Raw genomic sequence first — 18,119 nt, 5'->3', positions numbered from 1 at the left:
GGGGGACGGGCGAACAGATCCCGTAGGGGGAGCGAACGCCCCCTGTGGGGCCACAACGGGCGGGCGGGGGCGGGGTATTCCGGGACCGCTCCGGCACCGGCCGCCCCGACCCACTGCGCGCCCCGGGGCGGCCGGTGCCGCGCACCGCCGCGGCTCAGCCCTCGCCCGCCGTCCCGCGCGTCGGCACCACCGTCACCTCCGTGCCGGCCGCCCGCACCGCCCGCACCTCCTCCGCCGACAACCCGTCGTCGGTGATCAGCAGGTCGAAGTCGGCCAGCGGCGCCAGCGCGTACAACCCGTCCTTGCGGAACTTGGTGTGGTCGGCGACCAGCACCCGGCGCGCCGCGCTCTCCATCATCGCCCGCTTGACCAGCACCGTCTCCGGCGAGGTGTGGTAGCAGCGGCCCTTGGCGACCGCCGTCGTCGACAGGAACAGCACATCGGCCCGATACGCCCGCACTGCGTCCGCGGTGTGCAGCCCCATGAAGGCGTCGTACGCCGGGAAGTACGCCCCGCCCAGCGTGATCAGCGAGATGCCCGGCTCCTGCGCCAGCGTGGTGATCGCCGGCAGCGAATTGGTGAGCACCGTCAGCGGGGCGTGCTCGGGCGTCTGGTGCGCCAGCATCAGACACGTGGTGCTGTCGTCCAGCAGCACCGTCTGCCCGGGCACCAACAGCGCCGCCGCGGCCCGCGCCAGCGACCGCTTGGTCGCCGCCATCGTCGCCATCCGCTCCGCGACCGTGCCGTGGAACTGCGCCGACGGCAGCCCCGTCGCCCCGCCCCGCACCTTCCGCAACCAGCCCTGCGCCTGCAGCGCGTCCAGGTCCCGATGCGCGGTCATCAGACTGATCCCGAACTCCGCGGCCAGCTCCGAGGTCCGCACGAAACCCCGCGCGACCACCGACTCCCGGATCCGGCGCCGCCGTTCCTCCTGGGCCTCGACCCGGTCCATCGCCCCGTTCCCTCCGCTTCGTGCCACCGTCACCCGCGTGAACGCGTCGCGTGATGTTCACACGAAGGTAACGCGGCGCGCCAGGAGCACCTGCCCGCCGCATGCGGCTCCGCCCCGACGCACCACGGCCGCTCCCCACCGCGATGGGAAGATTCCAGCCACCCTTGACGCCCCTTTTGCGCGAGCGATTGCATCACCGCGTCGTCCACCGGCCCCGCGGATCCCGCCACCCCCGTCCGCCGGCCCGGACCCGCCCGCATCCGTCCCGCCGCAGAAGAAGGGGAGCTTCGATGACGAACCCTCCGCTGCCCGCGCACCGCGCGCTCCTGACCCGCCTGGGCATACCGCCCACCCTCGCCTGGGGGTACCTCGGGCTCCTCCTCTTCATGATCGGCGACGGCGTCGAGTCCGGATACCTCTCGCCGTACCTCATCGACCGCGGCATCCCGGAGTCCCGGGTCGCCCTGCTCTTCACCGTCTACGGCATCGCCGCGGGCATCGCCGCCTGGCTCTCCGGCGTCCTCTCCGACCTGTGGGGCCCCCGCCGCGTGATGGGAACCGGCCTCGCAGCCTGGGCCGCCTTCCAAGTCCTCTTCCTCGCCGCCGCCCTCCCGCTCACCAGCTACCCCCTGATGCTCCTCGGCTACGGCCTGCGCGGCCTGGGCTACCCGCTCTTCGCCTACGGCTTCCTCGTCTGGATCGCCGGAGTGGCCCCCCGCGCCCGACTCGGCACCGCCATGGGCTGGTTCTGGTTCGCCTTCACCGGCGGACTGCCCACGCTCGGCTCCCTGGTCGCCAGCGGCCTGATCCCGCGCATCGGTGCCTACGCCACGCTGTGGGCCGCGCTGGCCCTCGTCGCCGCCGGCGGACTGATCGCACTGCTCCTCGTCCGCGACGAGCACGGCGCCCGCCGCCCACGGACCGCGGGGGAGGGGCCGCTGGCGACCCTCGCCGGCAGCGTCACCATCCTCTGGCGCAACCCCAGGGTCGGCGCCGGCTCCCTCGTCCGGGTCGTCAACACCGCCTCGCAGTTCGGCTTCTTCGTCATCCTGCCGGTCCACTTCACCAGGACGGTGGGCTTCACCCTCACCCAATGGCTGCACCTGCTCAGCGCCATGTTCGCCACCAACATCTTCGCCAACCTGCTGTTCGGCGTCGTCGGCGACCGCATCGGCTGGCGCCGCACCATCGCCTGGTGCGGCGGCGCCGGCTGCACCCTGAGCACCCTGCTGCTGTTCTACGTCCCCACGACCGCCGGACCGAACTTCCCGCTCGCCCTCCTGGTCGCCGCGTTCTACGGCGCTACTCTGGCGGGATACGTACCGATATCAGCGTTGATGCCCTCGCTGGAACCGCGACACAAGGGACAGGCACTGGCGGCCCTCAACCTCGGCGCCGGCGCCAGCACCTTCGTCGGACCCGCCGTCGTCGCGGCCTTCGTCGGGCCGCTCGGCGTCGAAGGGGTGGTCTGGATCTTCGCGGGGATGTACGCGGTGAGCTGCGCCCTCACCCTCCTCCTGAAACTGCCGGACGGACCGGAAGCGGCAGCCACCGGCCCGGACACCGCCGCGCCGCACCCCACCCCGGCCTCGGCGTGAAAGGACCCCGCTGATGTCCGTACTGACCATCGACGCCGGCACCACCGTCATCAAGTCCGTCGTCTTCGACGACCAGGGCAACGAGATCGCCGTCTCCCGCGTCGCCACCGAAGTCCTCCGCCCCCACCCCGGCTGGGCCGAACAGGACATGGACGCCGTCTGGCAGGCCGTCGTCCGCACCGTCCGTGACGTGCTCACCGACCTCACCGACCCCGTCCGGCTGGTCTCCTTCACCGCCCAGGGCGACGGCGCCTGGCTGATCGACGACCACGGCCGCCCCACCGGCCCCGCCCTCCTGTGGTCCGACGGCCGCGCCGGCGACCTGCTCACCACCTGGCAACGCGACGGCCTCCTCGAAGCCGCCTTCCGCCGCAACGGCTCACTGACCTGCGCCGGCATGCCCAACGCGCTCTTCGCCTGGCTCGCCGCCCACGACCCCGACCGGCTCGCCCGCTCCGCCACCTCGCTCACCGCCGCCGGCTGGCTCTTCCTCCGCCTCACCGGCGTCCGCGCCACCGACGAATCCGACGCCTCCGCACCCTTCCTCGACCACACCACCGGCGACTACGACCCCGCCATCGTCGAACTCTTCGGCCTCACCGACCACGCCCGACTGCTCCCCACCGTCCTCGGCGAGGACCAGCGGATCGCCGAACTCACCACCGGCGCCGCCGCCCAACTCGGTCTGCCCGCCGGCCTGCCCGTCGTCATGGCCCCCTACGACATCGCCGCCACCGCCCGCGGCGTCGGCGTGGTCAACCCCGGCCAGGCATGCAGCATCCTCGGCACCACCCTGTGCACCGAAATCGTCCGCACCGGCATCGACACCACCGGCGAACCCTCCGGCGTCAACATCGCCTACCGCGGCCGGGAACGCGTCCTGCGCGCCTTCCCCACCCTCAACGGCGCCGAAGTCCTCAGCTGGGCCGCCCGCCTGCTGCATCTGCCCGGGCCACCCGAACTCTCCCGCCTCGCCTTCGAATCCGAACCCGGCGCCCGCGGCCTGATGTTCCTGCCCTACCTCTCACCGGCCGGCGAACGCGCCCCGTTCCTCGACCCCGCCGCCCGCGGCTCCTTCTGGGGCCTGTCCCTCGACCACACCCCCGCCGACCTCGCCCGCGCCGTCTTCGACGGCCTCTCCCTCGTCCTGCGCGACTGCCTGACCGCCGCCCGCACCGACATCACCGAACTGCGCCTGTGCGGCGGCGGCGCCAACAGCGACGCCTGGTGCGCACTGATCGCCGACGCCACCGGCGTGCCCACCGCCCGCTCCGGCGACACCGAAATCGGCGCCAAGGGCGCCTTCCTCACCGGCCTGGTCCGCACCGGAGCCGAAAGCAGCATGCACCGCGCCGCCGACACCTACGTCCACATGCAGCGCAGCTGGCACCCCGACCCCGAGCGCGCCGCCTTCTACGCCGCGCTCCACGACGACTTCCTCACCTGGCGCGGCCTCGCCCGCACCGCCGGCTGGCGCACCACCACCACCTGGCGCCCCACCCCCGCCGCACCCCGCGCCACCACCCCCACCCCCCGTCGCACCGACCCCACGCACCACCCCGCCGAGACCCCCGCCCCAGGAGGCATCCGTGTCTGACCCGCACGCCCCCGGACCCACCGGCCCAGGACCCGCCCCCCACGGCGACCCCGACGCCATCTGGCTCGGCCTCGACCTCGGCACCCAGAGCGCCCGCTGCCTCGCCGTCGACGGCACCGGCACCCTCCTCGCCACCGCCGCCCGCCCGCTCACCAGCAAGCGCACCGGCACCCGCCACGAACAAGACCCCCACCAGTGGTGGACCGCGCTCGCCGACGCCTGCCGCGAGGCCCTCGCCGGCCTCGACACCCACCGGATCCGCGGACTGGCCATCGACGGCACCTCCGGCACCCTCCTCCTCACCGACACCCACGGCACCCCCCGCACCCCCGCCCTCATGTACGACGACGGCCGCGCCACCGACCAGGCCGAAGCCGTCAACACCGCCGGCGCACCGACCTGGCAGGAACTCGGCTACCGCAGCATGCCGCCCTCCTGGGCCCTGCCCAAACTCCGCTGGCTCCTCGACCACGACCCCGCCCTCGCCACCGGCACCCGCCTCCTCCACCAGGTCGACCTCATCACCTGGAAACTCGCCGGCCGCCAACTCCCCAGCGACACCAGCCACGCCCTCAAAACCGGCTACCACCTCATCGACGAACGCTGGCCCCACGACGTCATGGACACCCTCGGCATCCCCACCGACCTCCTGCCCGACGTCGTCCGCCCCGGCACCGTCCTCGGCACCGTCGGCCCCGAAGCCGCCGACGCCACCGGCATCCCCACCGGAACCGCCATCGTCGCCGGCATGACCGACGGCTGCGCCGCCCAGATCGGCGCCGGCGCCCTCACCCCCGGCGCCTGGAACGCCGTCCTCGGCACCACCCTCGTCCTCAAAGGCAGCAGCGACCACCTCATCCGCGACCCCGCCGGCGTCGTCTACTGCCACCGCGGCCCCGGCGACACCTGGCTGCCCGGCGGCGCCTCCAGCAGCGGCGCCGGCGTCATCTCCCAGTACTTCCACGGCGAGAACCTCGACGTGCTCACCGACCAGGCCGCCGCCCTCGACCCCGACGCCGTCGCCTACCCCCTCGTCTCCACCGGCGGCGAACGCTTCCCCTTCCGCGCCCCCGAAGCCGAACCCTTCATCCTCGGCGACGTCCCCACCCGCGCCACCGAATTCCACGCCTACCTCCTCGGCGTCGCCTGCCTCGAACGCCTCTGCTTCGACTACCTCGACCACCTCGGCGCCCCCACCGACGGCCCCCTCACCTTCACCGGCGGCGGCGCCCGCAACACCTACTGGTGCCGCCTGCGCGCCGAAGTCCTCGGCCGCACCGTCCACCTCCCCGAACACGCCGAAGGCGCCCTCGGCATGGCCGTCCTCGCCGCCACCGCCACCGGCGCCACCCTCACCGAGACCGCCGCCGCCATGGTCCGCCCCGGCACCGAGATCCGCCCCGCCCCCGACCGCACCACCCGCCACCTCCCCACCTACCACCGCTTCGTCACCGAACTCACCCACCGCGGCTGGCTCGACCCCGCCGTGGCCGACCACGCCCTCAGGAGGGCCGCCCCGTGACCGACTTCCTCCTCGTCCGCCACGGCGAGACCGTCTGGCACGCGGAGAACCGCTACGCCGGCCGCTCCGACGTCCCGCTCACCGACCGCGGCCGCGAACAGGCCCAGACCCTCGCCCACTGGGCCGCCACCGCCGACCTCACCGCCATCTGGACCTCCCCCCTCTCCCGCGCCCGCCTCACCGCCGCCCCCGCCGCCGACGCCTGCGGCCTCACCCCCCACATCGACGAACGGCTCTACGAACTCGACTTCGGCCAAGGCGAGGGCCTGACCCGCGACGACATGCGGCACCGCTTCCCCCGGAGCCTGGCCGCCTTCCTCGCCGACCCCGCCGAGCACCACCTCCCCGGCGGCGAACACCCCCGCCACGCCGCGGAACGCGCCGCCGCCTGCCTCGCCGAACTCGCCCACGACCAGCCGCACGGCCGCATCCTGATCGTCGCCCACTCCACCCTCATCCGCGTCCTGCTCTGCCACCTCCTCGGCATCCCCCTCGCCGAATACCGCCGCACCTTCCCCCAACTCCACAACGGCGCACTCACCGAAATCCGCATCACCGGCGGCCACACCGCCCTCCTCCGCCTCAACGCCCCCGCCCTCACCGCCGCCCCCGCCTTGCCCTGACCAGCCACCACCACCCACCCCACCCCACCGCACCCCAGGAGAAACACCCCCCATGACCACCACCGTCCTCGCCGCCGGCAACCACTTCATCCGCCCCGGCCTCTTCAGCGCAGCCGTACGCAAGGCGGCCGGGGACACCCCACTGGAGATACGCGAGATCCAGTTCGGCTGGCCGCACACCCCCTTCGGCCCCGTCGCCGAGGTCCACGAAGCATCCGGCACCGAGGACGACATGATCGAAGCCCTCCGCGGCATCGAGATCTGCGTCACCGAACACGGCCCGCTCACCGAACGCATCCTCGCCAACTGCCCCGACCTCAAGCTCTTCTGCACCAGCCGCGGCGGCCCGGTCAACGCCAACCTCGAAGCCGCCACCCGCCACGGCGTCGCCGTCTGCAACGCCCCCGGCCGCAACGCCACCGCCACCGCCGAACACACCCTCACCCTGCTGCTGGCCGCCGCCCGCGGCGTCGGCGACACCCACACCGACCTGCGCCACGGCATCTGGCGCGGCGACTACTACGAATACGACAACTGCGGCATCGAGATCGACGGCACCACCATCGGCCTGATCGGCTTCGGCGCCATCGGCAGCCGCGTCGCCAAGGTCCTGCACGCCATGGGCGCCCACGTCCTCGTCCACGACCCCTACGTCCGCCCCGAGGCACTCGCCGGCCTCGCCGAACAGGTCACCCTCGACGCACTCCTCACCCGCTCCCGCATCGTCTCCCTGCACGCCCGGGTCACCCCCGAGACCACCGGCATGATCGGCCGCGCACAGATCGCCGCGATGCCCCGCGGCTCGGTCCTCGTCAACTGCGCCCGCGGCGCGCTCCTCGACTACGACGCGGTCTGCGACGCCCTGGAGACCGGACACCTCGCCGGCGCCGGCTTCGACGTCTTCCCCGAAGAACCCGTCCCGGCCGGCTCCCGCCTGCTCACCGCCCCCGGCGTCGTCCTCACCCCGCACATCGCCGGCGGCAGCCAGCAGGTCGCCCACAAGGCCGCCGACATCGTCGCCGCCGAGGTCGGCCGCTACCTCCGCGGCGAACCGCTCCACCACCAGGCCAACGCCTAGCACCATACGAAAGCGCCGGCCGGGCTGGAAGAAGATCCAGCCCGGCCGGCGCTCGGGAACCCCGCGCGATCAGCGCTTCCGCACCAGCGGGAACGGCAGCGTCTCGCGGATCGACAGACCGGTCAGGAACATCACCAGCCGGTCCACACCGATACCCAGACCACCGGTCGGCGGCATCGCGTACTCCAGAGCCTGGAGGAAGTCCTCGTCCAGCTCCATCGCCTCCGGGTCACCACCGGCCGCCAACAGCGACTGCGCGGTCAACCGCCGCCGCTGCTCGACCGGGTCGGTCAGCTCCGAGTAGGCGGTGCCCAGCTCGGTGCCGAACGCCACCAGGTCCCAGCGCTCCGCGACCCGCGGATCGACCCGGTGCTGACGGGTCAACGGCGAGACATCGGTCGGGAAGTCCTTGTAGAAGGTCGGCAGTGTGGTCTTCTCCTCGACCAGCCGCTCGTACATCTCCAACACGACGTCGCCCCGGCCCATCTCCGGCTTGACCGGCACCGACGCCGCCTGGCACAGCCGCCGCAGCACATCCGGATCGGTGTCCGCGTCGACCTCCTCGCCCAGCGCCTCGGAAATCGCCCCGTACACCGTCTTCACCGGCCAGATGCCCGAGATGTCGTGCTCGACCAGCCGCCCGTTCTTGTCCGCCTTCCGCGCGGTCGCGGTGCCGAACGCGGCGATCGCCGCACCCTGGATCAACTCCCGGGTCAGGTTCAGCATCACGTCGTAGTCGGCGAACGCCTGGTACGCCTCCAACATCGTGAACTCGGGGTTGTGCTTGTACGAGATGCCCTCGTTGCGGAACGTCCGCCCCATCTCGAAGACCTTCTCCATACCGCCCACGCAGAGCCGCTTGAGATACAGCTCCGGCGCGATCCGCAGGTACAGGTCCAGGTCGTAGGCGTTGATGTGGGTGTGGAACGGACGCGCGTTCGCACCACCGTGGATCTGCTGCAGCATCGGCGTCTCGACCTCCAGGTAACCCCGGTCGATCAGCCCCTGCCGCAGCGCCTGCACCGCCGTGCTGCGCGCCCGCACCGTCTCCCGCGCACCCGGCGACACCACCAGGTCCACGTACCGCTGACGGACCCGGGCCTCCGGGTCGGACAGCCCACGCCGCTTGTCCGGCAGCGGACGCAGACACTTGGCGGTCAACCGCCACTGTGTCACGAACACCGTCAGCTCACCGCGGTCACTGGTACCGACCTCGCCCTCGGCCTCCACATGGTCACCGAGGTCCACATCCGCACCGAAGCGCTCCAGCAGGTCCTCGCCCGAGTCCCGGGTCACCGCGATCTGCAGATCGCCCGACCAGTCCCGCAGCACCGCGAACAGCACACCACCGTGGTCACGGGTCAGCAGCACCCGACCGGCCACCGTCACGGTCTTGCCGGTACGCGCCCCGGCCGCCAGCTCCCGGTGCTCCTCACGGACCTGGCCCAGCGTGTGCGTCCGCTGCACGCCCACCGGATACGGGTCGGTACCCGCCTCCCGCAGCCGCTCCAGCTTCTGGTGCCGCACCCGCACCTGCTCCGGCAGCGCGGCCAGCTCCCGCTCCCGCTGCTCCTCCGCGGTGGCCGGCTCGGCCTGCACCAGGCCCAGCTCGTCCAGCGACGGCAGACCCGCGGTGCTCGCCGGGGCCAGCACCCGCGTCTTGTGCCCCTTGCCCCACAGCTTGCCCAGGCTCGGCACCGCCACGAAGCCCTCGGCGATACCCGACGCCATACCGATCCGCGCCAGCGCACCGGCGTCCGCGTAGCACAGGAACCGCGGGTACCACTCCGGCAGGTACTTCGAGTTCGAGCGGTACAGCGCCTCCAGCTGCCACCAGCGGGAGAAGAACAGCAGCAACCGGCGCCAGAACTTCAGCACCGGACCGGCACCGATCCGGGCACCCTCCTCGAAGGCGGACCGGAACACCGCGAAGTTCAGCGAGATCCGCCGCACCCCGATCGACCCGGCCTGCGCGCACAGCTGCGCGACCATGAACTCCATCACGCCGTTCGGCGCACTGCGGTCCCGTCGCATCACGTCCAGCGAGATGCCGTCCTTGCCCCACGGCACGAACGACAGCAGCGCGATCATGTTGCCGTCCGCGTCGAACGCCTCGGCCAGCAGGCAGTCGCCGTCCTGCTCGTCACCGAGCCGGTCCAGCGCCATCGAGAAGCCACGCTCGGTCTCGGTGTCCCGCCACGCGTCCGCGCGGTGGATGACCTCCTGCATCTCGGCGTCCGTCAACTCCGCGTGGCGCCGGACCCGGAACGTCGCCCCGGCCCGCTCCACACGGTTGACGGCCTGACGCGTGACCCGCATGTCCCGGCCGTCCAGATCGAACTGCGCCACATGCAGGATCGCCTCGTCACCGAGCTGCAACGCACCCAGCCCGGCCCGCGCGAACGCCTTCGCGCCGTCCTCGCTCGCGCCCATCACGGCCGGCTGCCAGCCGTAACGACCGGCGACGTCCAGCCACGCGTCGATCGCCGGACCCCACGCCTCCCGGTCACCGACCGGGTCACCACTGGCCAGACAGACGCCGGTCTCGACACGGTAGGTGACCGCCGCCTTGCCGCTCGGCGAGAAGACCACGGCCTTGTCGCGACGGGTCGCGAAGTAGCCGAGCGAGTCCTGACTGCCGTACTTCGAGAGCAGCGCCCGGATCCGGTCCTCCTCGTCGCCGTGCAGCGCGGCTTCCATCCGCTGCGATCGGAACAGCGCGGCGGCGGCGTTGAGCAGCGCCAGCGCGCCCAGCAGCCCGAGCAGGGTGCCGATCCAGTGCGGCGGGTACCCCTCGACGATCCGGCCGCCGACCAGCCCACCGCACACCCGGTTGGCCGCCCACAGCAGCCGGTTGCCACCGCCGCTCTCCAGCGAACCGGGCGCCAACGACACCAGGCCCCAGCCGATCAGCACCGCGACCACGAGCCCGCCGGCGAGCACCAGCGCGGCCCGCAGGAACGCGCCGCGCCGGGTGATCGCGTAGAACTCACGGTGCGAGACGAGCAGCAGCACCAGCGCCCCGGCGCACAGCACCAGGGAGAAGCTGAACTCCCAGTAGCCGGCCGCCAGGAACAGCGCGTCGGCGAGGACGTTCAGCACCATGTACGCGACGACGAACCACAGGGCCACCCGTTTCCGCGCGGTCATCGCCGCGGCCAGGAGGAAGAGGAACGCGGCGTAGGCGAAGTTCGGCGTCACCGGGATGGTGAGCGTGTCCAGCCAGTAGATCGTCGAATGGAGGGTGCGCCGAAGGGGCCCGATCAGCGCCGTCAGGGCACAGAAAAGCCCCAGCAAGCTGAAGAGGATGGCGAAGCCATTGGGGACGCGGCGCCGGAAGCGCCGCCACCCCGTGAGTTGATCCTGGTCCTGCACGGTGCTCATTCCGTCACATTAGGCTCTGAAAAGGGGTCGACAGCCCGACACGAGGCGCTCGCTCCGCCTCCGGTCCACTGCCGCTGCGACCGGCCGACCATCCAGTCTCCGGTCCCGCCCCTCGGTTGTCTGTCCCTCGCAGGGAGGGTTCGGTGACCACCACAAGGGGTCACCCACCTGGACCTTGCCATAAAGCCGGCGTAGGTCCGAGTCCGGGTGTGATGTACGCGTCAGAATCGAGGTCCGACCGGACGGGCGCACTGCGCCCCACGGTGAACCGCAACCCATAGTCCTTGGTGAAGAAGCGCCCGTCACCGGAGTCCACACCGTTCAGCTCGGCCCGTACGGTGACCTTGGTGCCCGGCTTCCACTCGTGCGTCGGCCGCCAGACGATCCGGTCCTTGCCACCGTGCGCGGGCTCCCATGACCAGGCCCCCTCAATTCGATTGTCGGTGATCACCGACAGTCGCCGCTCCACCACCCCCCGGTCCCGTATGGGGAAGGCGAACGTCAGCCGGATCGGATCGTCCACGCCGACCACCCCGCCGCGCGGCCGGGGGCTGAACGACACCCGGTTCCGCTTGGCCACCTTCCCGGTGGTCAGCGACTCCTTGGCCTCGGTGGTGGCGCCACCGGCGCTCTTGGTCCGGGCGAGCACCGAGTACTTGGTTTCCGGCGCGGCCTTGGCCCGCGACGTCCACACCGTCCCGCCCTGGCTGAACCCGCCGACCAGTTGCCGGCCCCGGGGATCGGTCACCGTCACCTCGGTCAGCACCCCGCCGTCCGCGCTGACCCGCAGCTGGTCACCGGCCTGCACCGTGGGGTTCCCGCTCGCCGACCCCAACCCCACCTTCACCGGCCGCTCCTGCGACGCCGACGCCCGGGCCGCGTCGCACGCCGCGAGCGTCCCGACACCTAGCACCGGCATGAGCGCCAAGGCGATACACAAGGACCGAGACGGCCGGAACGGCCGGGCGGGGCTCAGGCTCATGGGCGGACTTTCCGTCGGTGGTGTGAGGGCGGCGGCGATGTCGGCCGCTAAGACGGTCAATCGCAACACTCCGTTGCGGGGGGTGAAGTGATCCATGCCACTTCTTTACCGGTGCCGGAAACTCCCCCCGAACGTGTCGCTCGCGTGGAGAAGTCGAGGCCCCGCGCGGCGACCCGGCCGGCGCGCTCCCACCCCGCCTCCGCCCCTCGCGCTCCCCTCGTGACCCGTAGTGATCACCTGTTTGGAGCACCCTGCCGCGAACCGGACATACCCCGAAATGCGCCAAACTGGCCACCGCTTGCCGCCCGTTCGGGCGGTGGTCGAGGAGGTGTTGTGTCCATGGCTGTCTCCATCTCGGTGATCCTCTTGCTGGTCATCCTGGTCGTGATCTTTCTGCGCAGCGGAAAGCTGAAGATCTCGCACGCCCTCGTGTGCGGACTGCTCGGCTTCTACCTGGCGGGCAGCAGCCTCGCCCCCGACATCCACCACGGTCTCGCCAGCGCCGCCGAGGTCGTCAGCAGCGTCCGCCCGTGACTCCGCGACCCTGCCGCACCCCTCACCTCACCCTGGGTGGGCAATCCCAAACCCTGGGTAGACAACACAGGAATGAATAACTCTCCGTAATCGTTGCCGAACAAGGAAGCGGCACAGGCACCCGGCCCGGCCCCCGGACCCCACCCACACGCCCCAAGAAGGACCCACACGCCCCAAGACGGACGCGGCCCAAGATCGACGCCGCCCAAGGCCGATGCGCCCCAAGGGCCACGCCCCAGAGTCCCCGACCCGGGGCCCACACCCCACCCGGCGCCCCGCGCCACCGCCCCAGCCCCGCGCCACCGCTCCAACGCCCCGGAACCGTCGCCCGTCGGTCACCCCGAGGTCGCCCGGTCGCTCACCGGTCGCCCGTCGGACCCCCGAAGTCGCTCGCGGGTCACTCGTCGACGAAGACCCCCACGGCGTTGGCCACCGGGCGTTCCCGCTCGACCGTCGGGTGGTTGCGCACCTGCGCCTCGCCGTCCGCGTCCTGGGTGACGAACGTCGAGGAACCGCCGCCGTCCAGGTCCACCGCGTCCCGCGCGCCCAGCCCCGCCATCAGCCCGGCCAGCTCCCGTACGGTGAGGCCCGTCTGGTGCCGGCCCTTCGCCCCGTCCAGCGCCATCAGAAGCAGGGTGCGGCCGCGGTCGGCGATGCCGGCGGAGGTGCGCATCGTGACCGCCACGGTGTCCAGACCGGGCGCCGGGCGTCCGGCCCGCAGCACCGCGAAGCCGCCCACCGCGCAGTGCAGCCGGCCCGGCAGCCGCCCGACGAGCCGGTGGCTGATCCGGACCCGCTCGCCGATGTGCAGCGCGCGCAGGTGCCGCGCGCCCTGCTCGCGGCCGACCAGCACCACCGACCCCGGTTCGATCGCCCCGGCGCCCGGCCGGTCGGCGGACTCCACGACGCGCCCGCCGCGGATCGTGACCTCGGCGGCGTCGGTGTCGCAGCCCGCCGCGCGGTCCGTGTCGGTGCCGCAGACCGCGCGCTCCCGGGACACCTCGCCCCAGCGGGCGGTGTACGCGCCGATGCCGCCCTCCGGCAGGGCGTACTGGTTCAGTCCGCGCAGCGGCCAGGAGCCCGTGCGGCTGCGGACGGTGCCGCGCAGCGTCAGGCGGTCCAGTCGGGCCCGGTGGTTGTAGCCGACGCCGAGCACGTCCTTGGTGGTGGCGCCCGGTGGCAGCGTCGGGCCGAACCGCTGGCCGTCCGGCACCGCGCCCTTCAGCTGTCGTCCGGACGACACCGCGGGTCCCACCGAGGAGCCGGTGACCTCCACCCCGGGGTGCTGGGCCTCGCTGATGTTGAAGAAGTCGCCGTTGACCGCGGCGAGCGCGTCCCGGTCGTCGGCGAGCTGGGACACCGGGGCCCGTGCGGCGACCGCCGACGGGTGGAGCAGGTCCACCGAGACCGCGGGGTCGGAGAGGTCGACGGTCAGCAGGTGGCCGTGGACGATACCGCGCGGCAGGGTCTTCCGGAACTCGGTGTAGGTCACCCCGCGGGCCAGTCGCACCGGGGCCGTCCGTGTGAACCCGTCGGCGGCGGCTGCCCGGGTCGCGCCCGCCGCCCCGCCACCGGCCAGGACACCCCAGGCGACCGCGATGGTCGCCACCGTCCGGATCCTGCCCAACCGCCGTTTCACAACAGCCCCCTGACGCCATGTCAACTGTCCCAGGTGGTGTCAGCGCTCACTATGGCCCGCGGATGGCGGGATTCCGAACATCCGCGGAACGGTGCCGTGTCGCCCGGTGCGGGCGGCGGCGCGGTTGCCGGGAGGCCGTCGGGGCCCGGTCCGGCGCGGCGGCGTGTGTGACGGGACGCCGAATTTCGAGGGCGGGGCGTCACATGTCGAGACGGGGCGTCACATGTCGAGCAGGTCCTCCCAGTAGGTGTCGCTCTTGTGGCCCCAGTCCCCCTTGTGTCCGCCCCAGTCCCCCTTGTGCCCCCAGTCCCCCGTGCGGTCCCAGAAGGACACCTCTTTGACCAGGTCCATGTAGTGCGCCCAGTCCCAGTACTGGCCCGGGTCGGTGTGGTCGGTGCCCGGGACCTCGACGTGCCCGATGATGTGCCTGCGGTCCTTGGGGATGCCGTAGCGGTCGCAGATGGCGGCGGTGAGCAGCGCGGAGTGGGTGTAGAGGGTTTCCGTGAACCACTTCGGGTCGTCGATCCAGCCCTCGTGCTCGATGCCGATGCTGCGGGTGTTGTAGTCCCAGTTGCCGGCGTGCCAGGCCACGTTCCGTTCGCGGACGCACTGGGCGGTGTAGCCGTCCGAGGAGCGGACGACGTAGTGCGCGGCGGCCTTGTGCGTGGGGTCCTGGAAGAGCCGGAGGGTGTCCGGGAAGGACTCCTGCGTCACATGGATCACGACGGTGTCGATCGGGTACTGCGTCGGGCGGTTCGCGGCGGTGTAGTTGGCCGGGTTGGCCGGCGTCCAGTGGACGGGCGGGTAGTCGGCGGTCCGTGTGCGCCGTTTGCGCGGCGATGCGGCGCCGGCCCGGGTGAGGGGGGTGAGGGCGGCGGCCGCGGCGAACGCGGCGGCGCCGGTGAGCAGTCGGCGACGGGCCGGGAAGTGCTGGTCGGGTTCCATGCGAACTCCTGACAAGGACCGAGGGGTGGTCGCGTACATGTCACGCACGGCCGGTGCGTTCATCATGCGCAACAGCACGCGCCCTGCCAAGGGAATGGCCGTTGTGTCAATGGCTTGACCAAAGAAGGCCCGCCGTGGATCAAAAGCGCGCAACGCCCCCTGATCGGACCGCATGCATGTCACCCGGGTGCCGTGCCGCGGCCGAATTCTGACGGAGAGTCAGGCCGTGGTGGGCACCCGGGTGACGGGGTGTCCGATCCGATCGCTTCCGGTCGCTCAGTGTCCGATCTCGACGTCCTCCAGGATGCCCAGTGCGTCCGGCACCAGCACCGCCGCCGAGTAGTAGGCGCTGACCAGGTAATTGACGACGGCCTGGTCGTTGATGCCCATGAAGCGCACCGACAGGCCCGGCCGGTACTCGTCCGGGATGCCGGTCTGGTGGAGTCCGACCACGCCCTGGTTCTCCTCGCCGACCCGCATGGCGAGGATCGAGCTGGTCTGGTCCGGGTTGATCGGGATCTTGTTGCAGGGCAGCAGCGGGATGCCGCGCCAGGCGCGCACCGGCGTCCCGTCGATCTCCGCGGTCGCCGGGTAGATCCCGCGGGCGTTCCACTCCCGGCCGATGGCCGCGATGGTCCGCGGGTGCGCCAGCAGGAACTGCGTCTTGCGGCGCCGGGAGATCAGCTCGTCCAGGTCGTCGGGGGTGGGCGGGCCGCTGCGGGTGGGGATGCGCTGCTTGAGGTCGACGTTGTGCAGCAGCCCGAACTCGCGGTTGTTGACCATCTCGTGTTCCTGGCGCTCGCGCAGCGCCTCGACCGTCAGTCGCAGCTGCTGGTCCAGCTGGTTCATCGGGTCGTTGTAGAGGTCGGCGACCCGTGAGTGGATCTTCAACACGGTCTGCGCGACGCTGAGTTCGTACTCGCGGGGCGACCGCTCGTAGTCCACGAAGGTGCCCGGCAGCGCCGGCTCGCCGACGTGCCCCGCGGCCAGTTCGATGGCGGCCTCGCCGTGCTTGTTCTGTGCCGGGACGAGCGCCGTGCGGAAGCTCTCGATGTGCTCGCGCAGCGCCGCCGAACGGCCCAGCACCTCCTCGTAGTCGGCACGGGAGAGGGTGAGGACGGTGCCTCGGGTGGCCGCGCGGAGGGTGAACTCCCAGGCGGCGTCGGGGGCCAGCAGCGCCGCGTCGCCGGCCGCGTCACCGCCGGCGAGCACCGCGGTCACCGTCTCGTCGCCGTACTTGCCGGCGCCGATCCGTTCGAACTTGCCGTGGGCGATCAGGATGACCTGGTCGGTCGGCGTGCCGCGCTCGACGAGGACGTCACCGGGGGCGACCTCCCGCTGGGCGAACCGTCCGGCCAACTCCTGGAGCGTCGGGTCGTCGGTGAAGCCGCGCAGCGGCGCCAGCTCACGCAACTCCTGGGGAATGACCCGGACTTCGGCGCCCTCGGTGATGAACTCCACCTCGCCGTCGCCGAGGGTGTGGGTCAGGCGCCGGTTGACGCGGTACGTGCCGCCGGAGACCTGCACCCAGGGCAGCAGCCGCAGCAGCCAGCGCGAGGAGATGCCCTGCATCTGCGGCGCGGTCTTGGTCGTGGTCGCCAGATTGCGGGCGGCCGCGGTGTCCAGGCTGGACCGCAGCTGCTCGGCGCCGTCGGTCTGCGGGCCGGACGTGGGATCCACGGATGTGGTCATGGTGGGAGGTCACCTGTTCCGATCGGTGCGTAGGAATTCGGTGCTCAGAATTCCGGGAAATGCGCGGGAAAGAAGGGAGAAGGGTGCGGCGGGATGCGCTACCGGTCCGCGCGGTGCGGTAGTCGCCGCCGCGGGAATTCCGCTCAGTGCCCGATTTCCACGTCTTCCAGGACGCCCAGCGCATCGGGTACGAGAATTGCCGCCGAATAGTAGACGCTGACCAGGTAGTTCACGACAGCCTTGTCGTCGATTCCCATGAAACGCACCGAAAGGCTCGGCTCGTATTCGTCGGGAATTCCGCTGCGGTGCAGTCCGACCACGCCCTGCTGGTCCTCGCCGGTGCGCATCAGCAGCACCGAGCTGGTGCCCTCCTTCGTCACCGGGATCTTGTTGCAGGGGAAGATCGGCACCCCGCGCCAGGACGGCAACGAGTGGCCCATGAAGTCCACCGCGTCCGGGTAGAGACCGCGGGTGCTGCACTCCCGGCCGATCGCGGCGATCGCCTTGGGGTGGGCCAGCAGGAAGCCCGGGTCCTTCCAGACCGTGGCGAGGAGTTCGTCCAGGTCGTCGGGGGTGGGCGGGCCGCTGCGGGTGGGGATGCGCTGCTTGAGGTCGACGTTGTGCAGCAGCCCGAACTCGGGGTTGTTGATCATCTCGTGCTCCTGGCGCTCGCGCAGCGCGTGCACCGTGAGCTTGAGCTGTTCCTCGACCTGGTTCATCGGGTCGCTGTAGAGGTCGCCGACCCGGGTGTGGGTGCGCAGGACGGTCTGCGCGACGCTGAGTTCGTACTCCCGCGGCGATCGGTCGTAGTCGACGAAGGTGCTGGACAGGGCGGGTTCGCCATGGTGGCCGGAGGTGAGGGTGACGGCGGATTCGCCGCTGGCGTTGGTCGGCCGCGCGGCGCCGTCGGGGCCCGCCGCGAGGTGGTCGCGCAGGGCCGGGGAGCGGCCGATGACCTCCTGGGCGTCCTGGCGCGCCAGGGCCATCACCGTCACCCGGGTCACCGCCCGGTAGCTGAACTCCCATTGCCCGTCGGCGCTGTTCAGCGGGGCGTCGCCGAGGTGGTCGCCGCCGGCCAGCGCTTCCAGGACGGTCTCGTCGCCGTATTTGCCGGTGCCGATCCGGTCGACCCGGCCGTGCGCGATCAGCACCACCCGGTCGTGCGGGGCGCCGGACCGGGCGATCATCTCGCCGGGGGCGTACTCGTGCTGAGTAAACCTTTGGGCGAGCTCGGAGAGCACCGTGGGGTCGGTGAACTCCCACAGTGTGGGCAGTTCGCGCAGTTCCTCGGGGATGATCGCGACCGAGCCGCCGTCGATGTCGAAGTCGATCCGCCCGTCGCCGACGGTGTGGGTCAGGCGCCGGTTGACGCGGTACGTGCCGCCGGAGACCTGCACCCAGGGCAGCAGCCGCAGCAGCCAGCGGGAGGTGATGCCCTGCATCTGCGGCGCGGTCTTGGTGGTCGTCGCCAGATTCCGCGCGGCGGAGGTACTCAGGCTGGAATTCTGGCTCTCTTCGGCGCTTCCGGACAGCGTCTCGCCGGCAATCGTCACCATGTCACCTATCTCGTCGA

General features: G+C 71.8%; 13 protein-coding genes. 6 read left to right on the top strand and 7 right to left on the bottom strand.

Annotation, left to right across the window (positions count from 1 at the left end; translation table 11 throughout):
- Positions 1–154: 154 nt before the first annotated feature.
- The gene (locus tag MOV08_RS08140) at positions 155–952 is read right to left on the bottom strand and encodes a DeoR/GlpR family DNA-binding transcription regulator (protein ID WP_039630630.1); all 798 of its coding nucleotides are present in this window, start codon (positions 950–952) and stop codon (positions 155–157) included.
- 290 nt (positions 953–1,242) lie between these two features.
- Between MOV08_RS08140 and MOV08_RS08135 the strand changes: the two genes are divergently transcribed.
- The 5 genes from MOV08_RS08135 to MOV08_RS08115 are packed head-to-tail and all read left to right on the top strand — an operon-like array spanning position 1,243 to position 7,370.
- On the top strand, positions 1,243–2,550 hold the full coding sequence (locus tag MOV08_RS08135) for an MFS transporter (protein ID WP_039630629.1): 1,308 nt from the start codon (positions 1,243–1,245) through the stop codon (positions 2,548–2,550).
- Positions 2,551–2,563: 13 nt separating this feature from the next.
- A complete protein-coding gene (locus tag MOV08_RS08130) occupies positions 2,564–4,147 on the top strand; it encodes an FGGY-family carbohydrate kinase (protein WP_275306860.1) in 1,584 nt (527 codons plus the stop codon).
- The gene (locus tag MOV08_RS08125; protein ID WP_275306859.1) at positions 4,140–5,669 is read left to right on the top strand and encodes an FGGY-family carbohydrate kinase; all 1,530 of its coding nucleotides are present in this window, start codon (positions 4,140–4,142) and stop codon (positions 5,667–5,669) included. Before MOV08_RS08130 ends, MOV08_RS08125 begins: the two co-directional genes overlap by 8 nt.
- Positions 5,666–6,292 (top strand): histidine phosphatase family protein, encoded by a 627-nt coding sequence (locus MOV08_RS08120; RefSeq protein WP_039630625.1) that lies wholly within the window; start codon positions 5,666–5,668, stop codon positions 6,290–6,292. Before MOV08_RS08125 ends, MOV08_RS08120 begins: the two co-directional genes overlap by 4 nt.
- 52 nt (positions 6,293–6,344) lie before the next feature.
- On the top strand, positions 6,345–7,370 hold the full coding sequence (locus MOV08_RS08115) for a 2-hydroxyacid dehydrogenase (protein WP_275306858.1): 1,026 nt from the start codon (positions 6,345–6,347) through the stop codon (positions 7,368–7,370).
- Positions 7,371–7,439: 69 nt separating this feature from the next.
- Here MOV08_RS08115 and lysX read toward each other — a convergent pair whose 3' ends face one another.
- Complete coding sequence (gene lysX / locus MOV08_RS08110; protein WP_275306857.1) at positions 7,440–10,754, bottom strand: bifunctional lysylphosphatidylglycerol synthetase/lysine--tRNA ligase LysX; 3,315 nt, start codon at positions 10,752–10,754, stop codon at positions 7,440–7,442.
- A gap of 160 nt (positions 10,755–10,914) precedes the next feature.
- On the bottom strand, positions 10,915–11,673 hold the full coding sequence (locus tag MOV08_RS08105) for an Ig-like domain-containing protein (RefSeq protein WP_275306856.1): 759 nt from the start codon (positions 11,671–11,673) through the stop codon (positions 10,915–10,917).
- Between the two features lie 402 nt (positions 11,674–12,075).
- On the opposite strand from MOV08_RS08105, the gene MOV08_RS08100 reads away from it, so the two are divergent.
- The gene (locus MOV08_RS08100; RefSeq protein WP_039630619.1) at positions 12,076–12,270 is read left to right on the top strand and encodes a hypothetical protein; all 195 of its coding nucleotides are present in this window, start codon (positions 12,076–12,078) and stop codon (positions 12,268–12,270) included.
- A gap of 397 nt (positions 12,271–12,667) precedes the next feature.
- Here the strand turns inward: MOV08_RS08100 and MOV08_RS08095 are convergent, their stop codons facing one another.
- From MOV08_RS08095 to MOV08_RS08080, 4 genes are all read right to left on the bottom strand, one after another.
- On the bottom strand, positions 12,668–13,888 hold the full coding sequence (locus MOV08_RS08095) for a phosphodiester glycosidase family protein (RefSeq protein ID WP_275311727.1): 1,221 nt from the start codon (positions 13,886–13,888) through the stop codon (positions 12,668–12,670).
- A gap of 240 nt (positions 13,889–14,128) precedes the next feature.
- Positions 14,129–14,854: an N-acetylmuramoyl-L-alanine amidase gene (locus tag MOV08_RS08090; RefSeq protein WP_039630617.1), complete on the bottom strand. Its 726-nt coding sequence runs from the start codon at positions 14,852–14,854 to the stop codon at positions 14,129–14,131.
- 276 nt (positions 14,855–15,130) lie between these two features.
- Positions 15,131–16,546, bottom strand: coding sequence for a family 2B encapsulin nanocompartment shell protein (locus MOV08_RS08085; RefSeq protein WP_275306855.1), 1,416 nt, complete (start codon positions 16,544–16,546; stop codon positions 15,131–15,133).
- 143 nt (positions 16,547–16,689) lie between these two features.
- Positions 16,690–18,102 (bottom strand): family 2B encapsulin nanocompartment shell protein, encoded by a 1,413-nt coding sequence (locus MOV08_RS08080; RefSeq protein ID WP_275306854.1) that lies wholly within the window; start codon positions 18,100–18,102, stop codon positions 16,690–16,692.
- Positions 18,103–18,119: the final 17 nt, after the last annotated feature.

The organism is Streptomyces yunnanensis, assembly GCF_029011865.1.
In the GTDB taxonomy this organism is placed as follows: Bacteria; Actinomycetota; Actinomycetes; order Streptomycetales; family Streptomycetaceae; genus Streptomyces; species Streptomyces yunnanensis.
The sequence above is the reverse complement of the archived record's forward strand: the minus strand, read 5'-3'. Positions and strand labels throughout refer to the sequence as shown.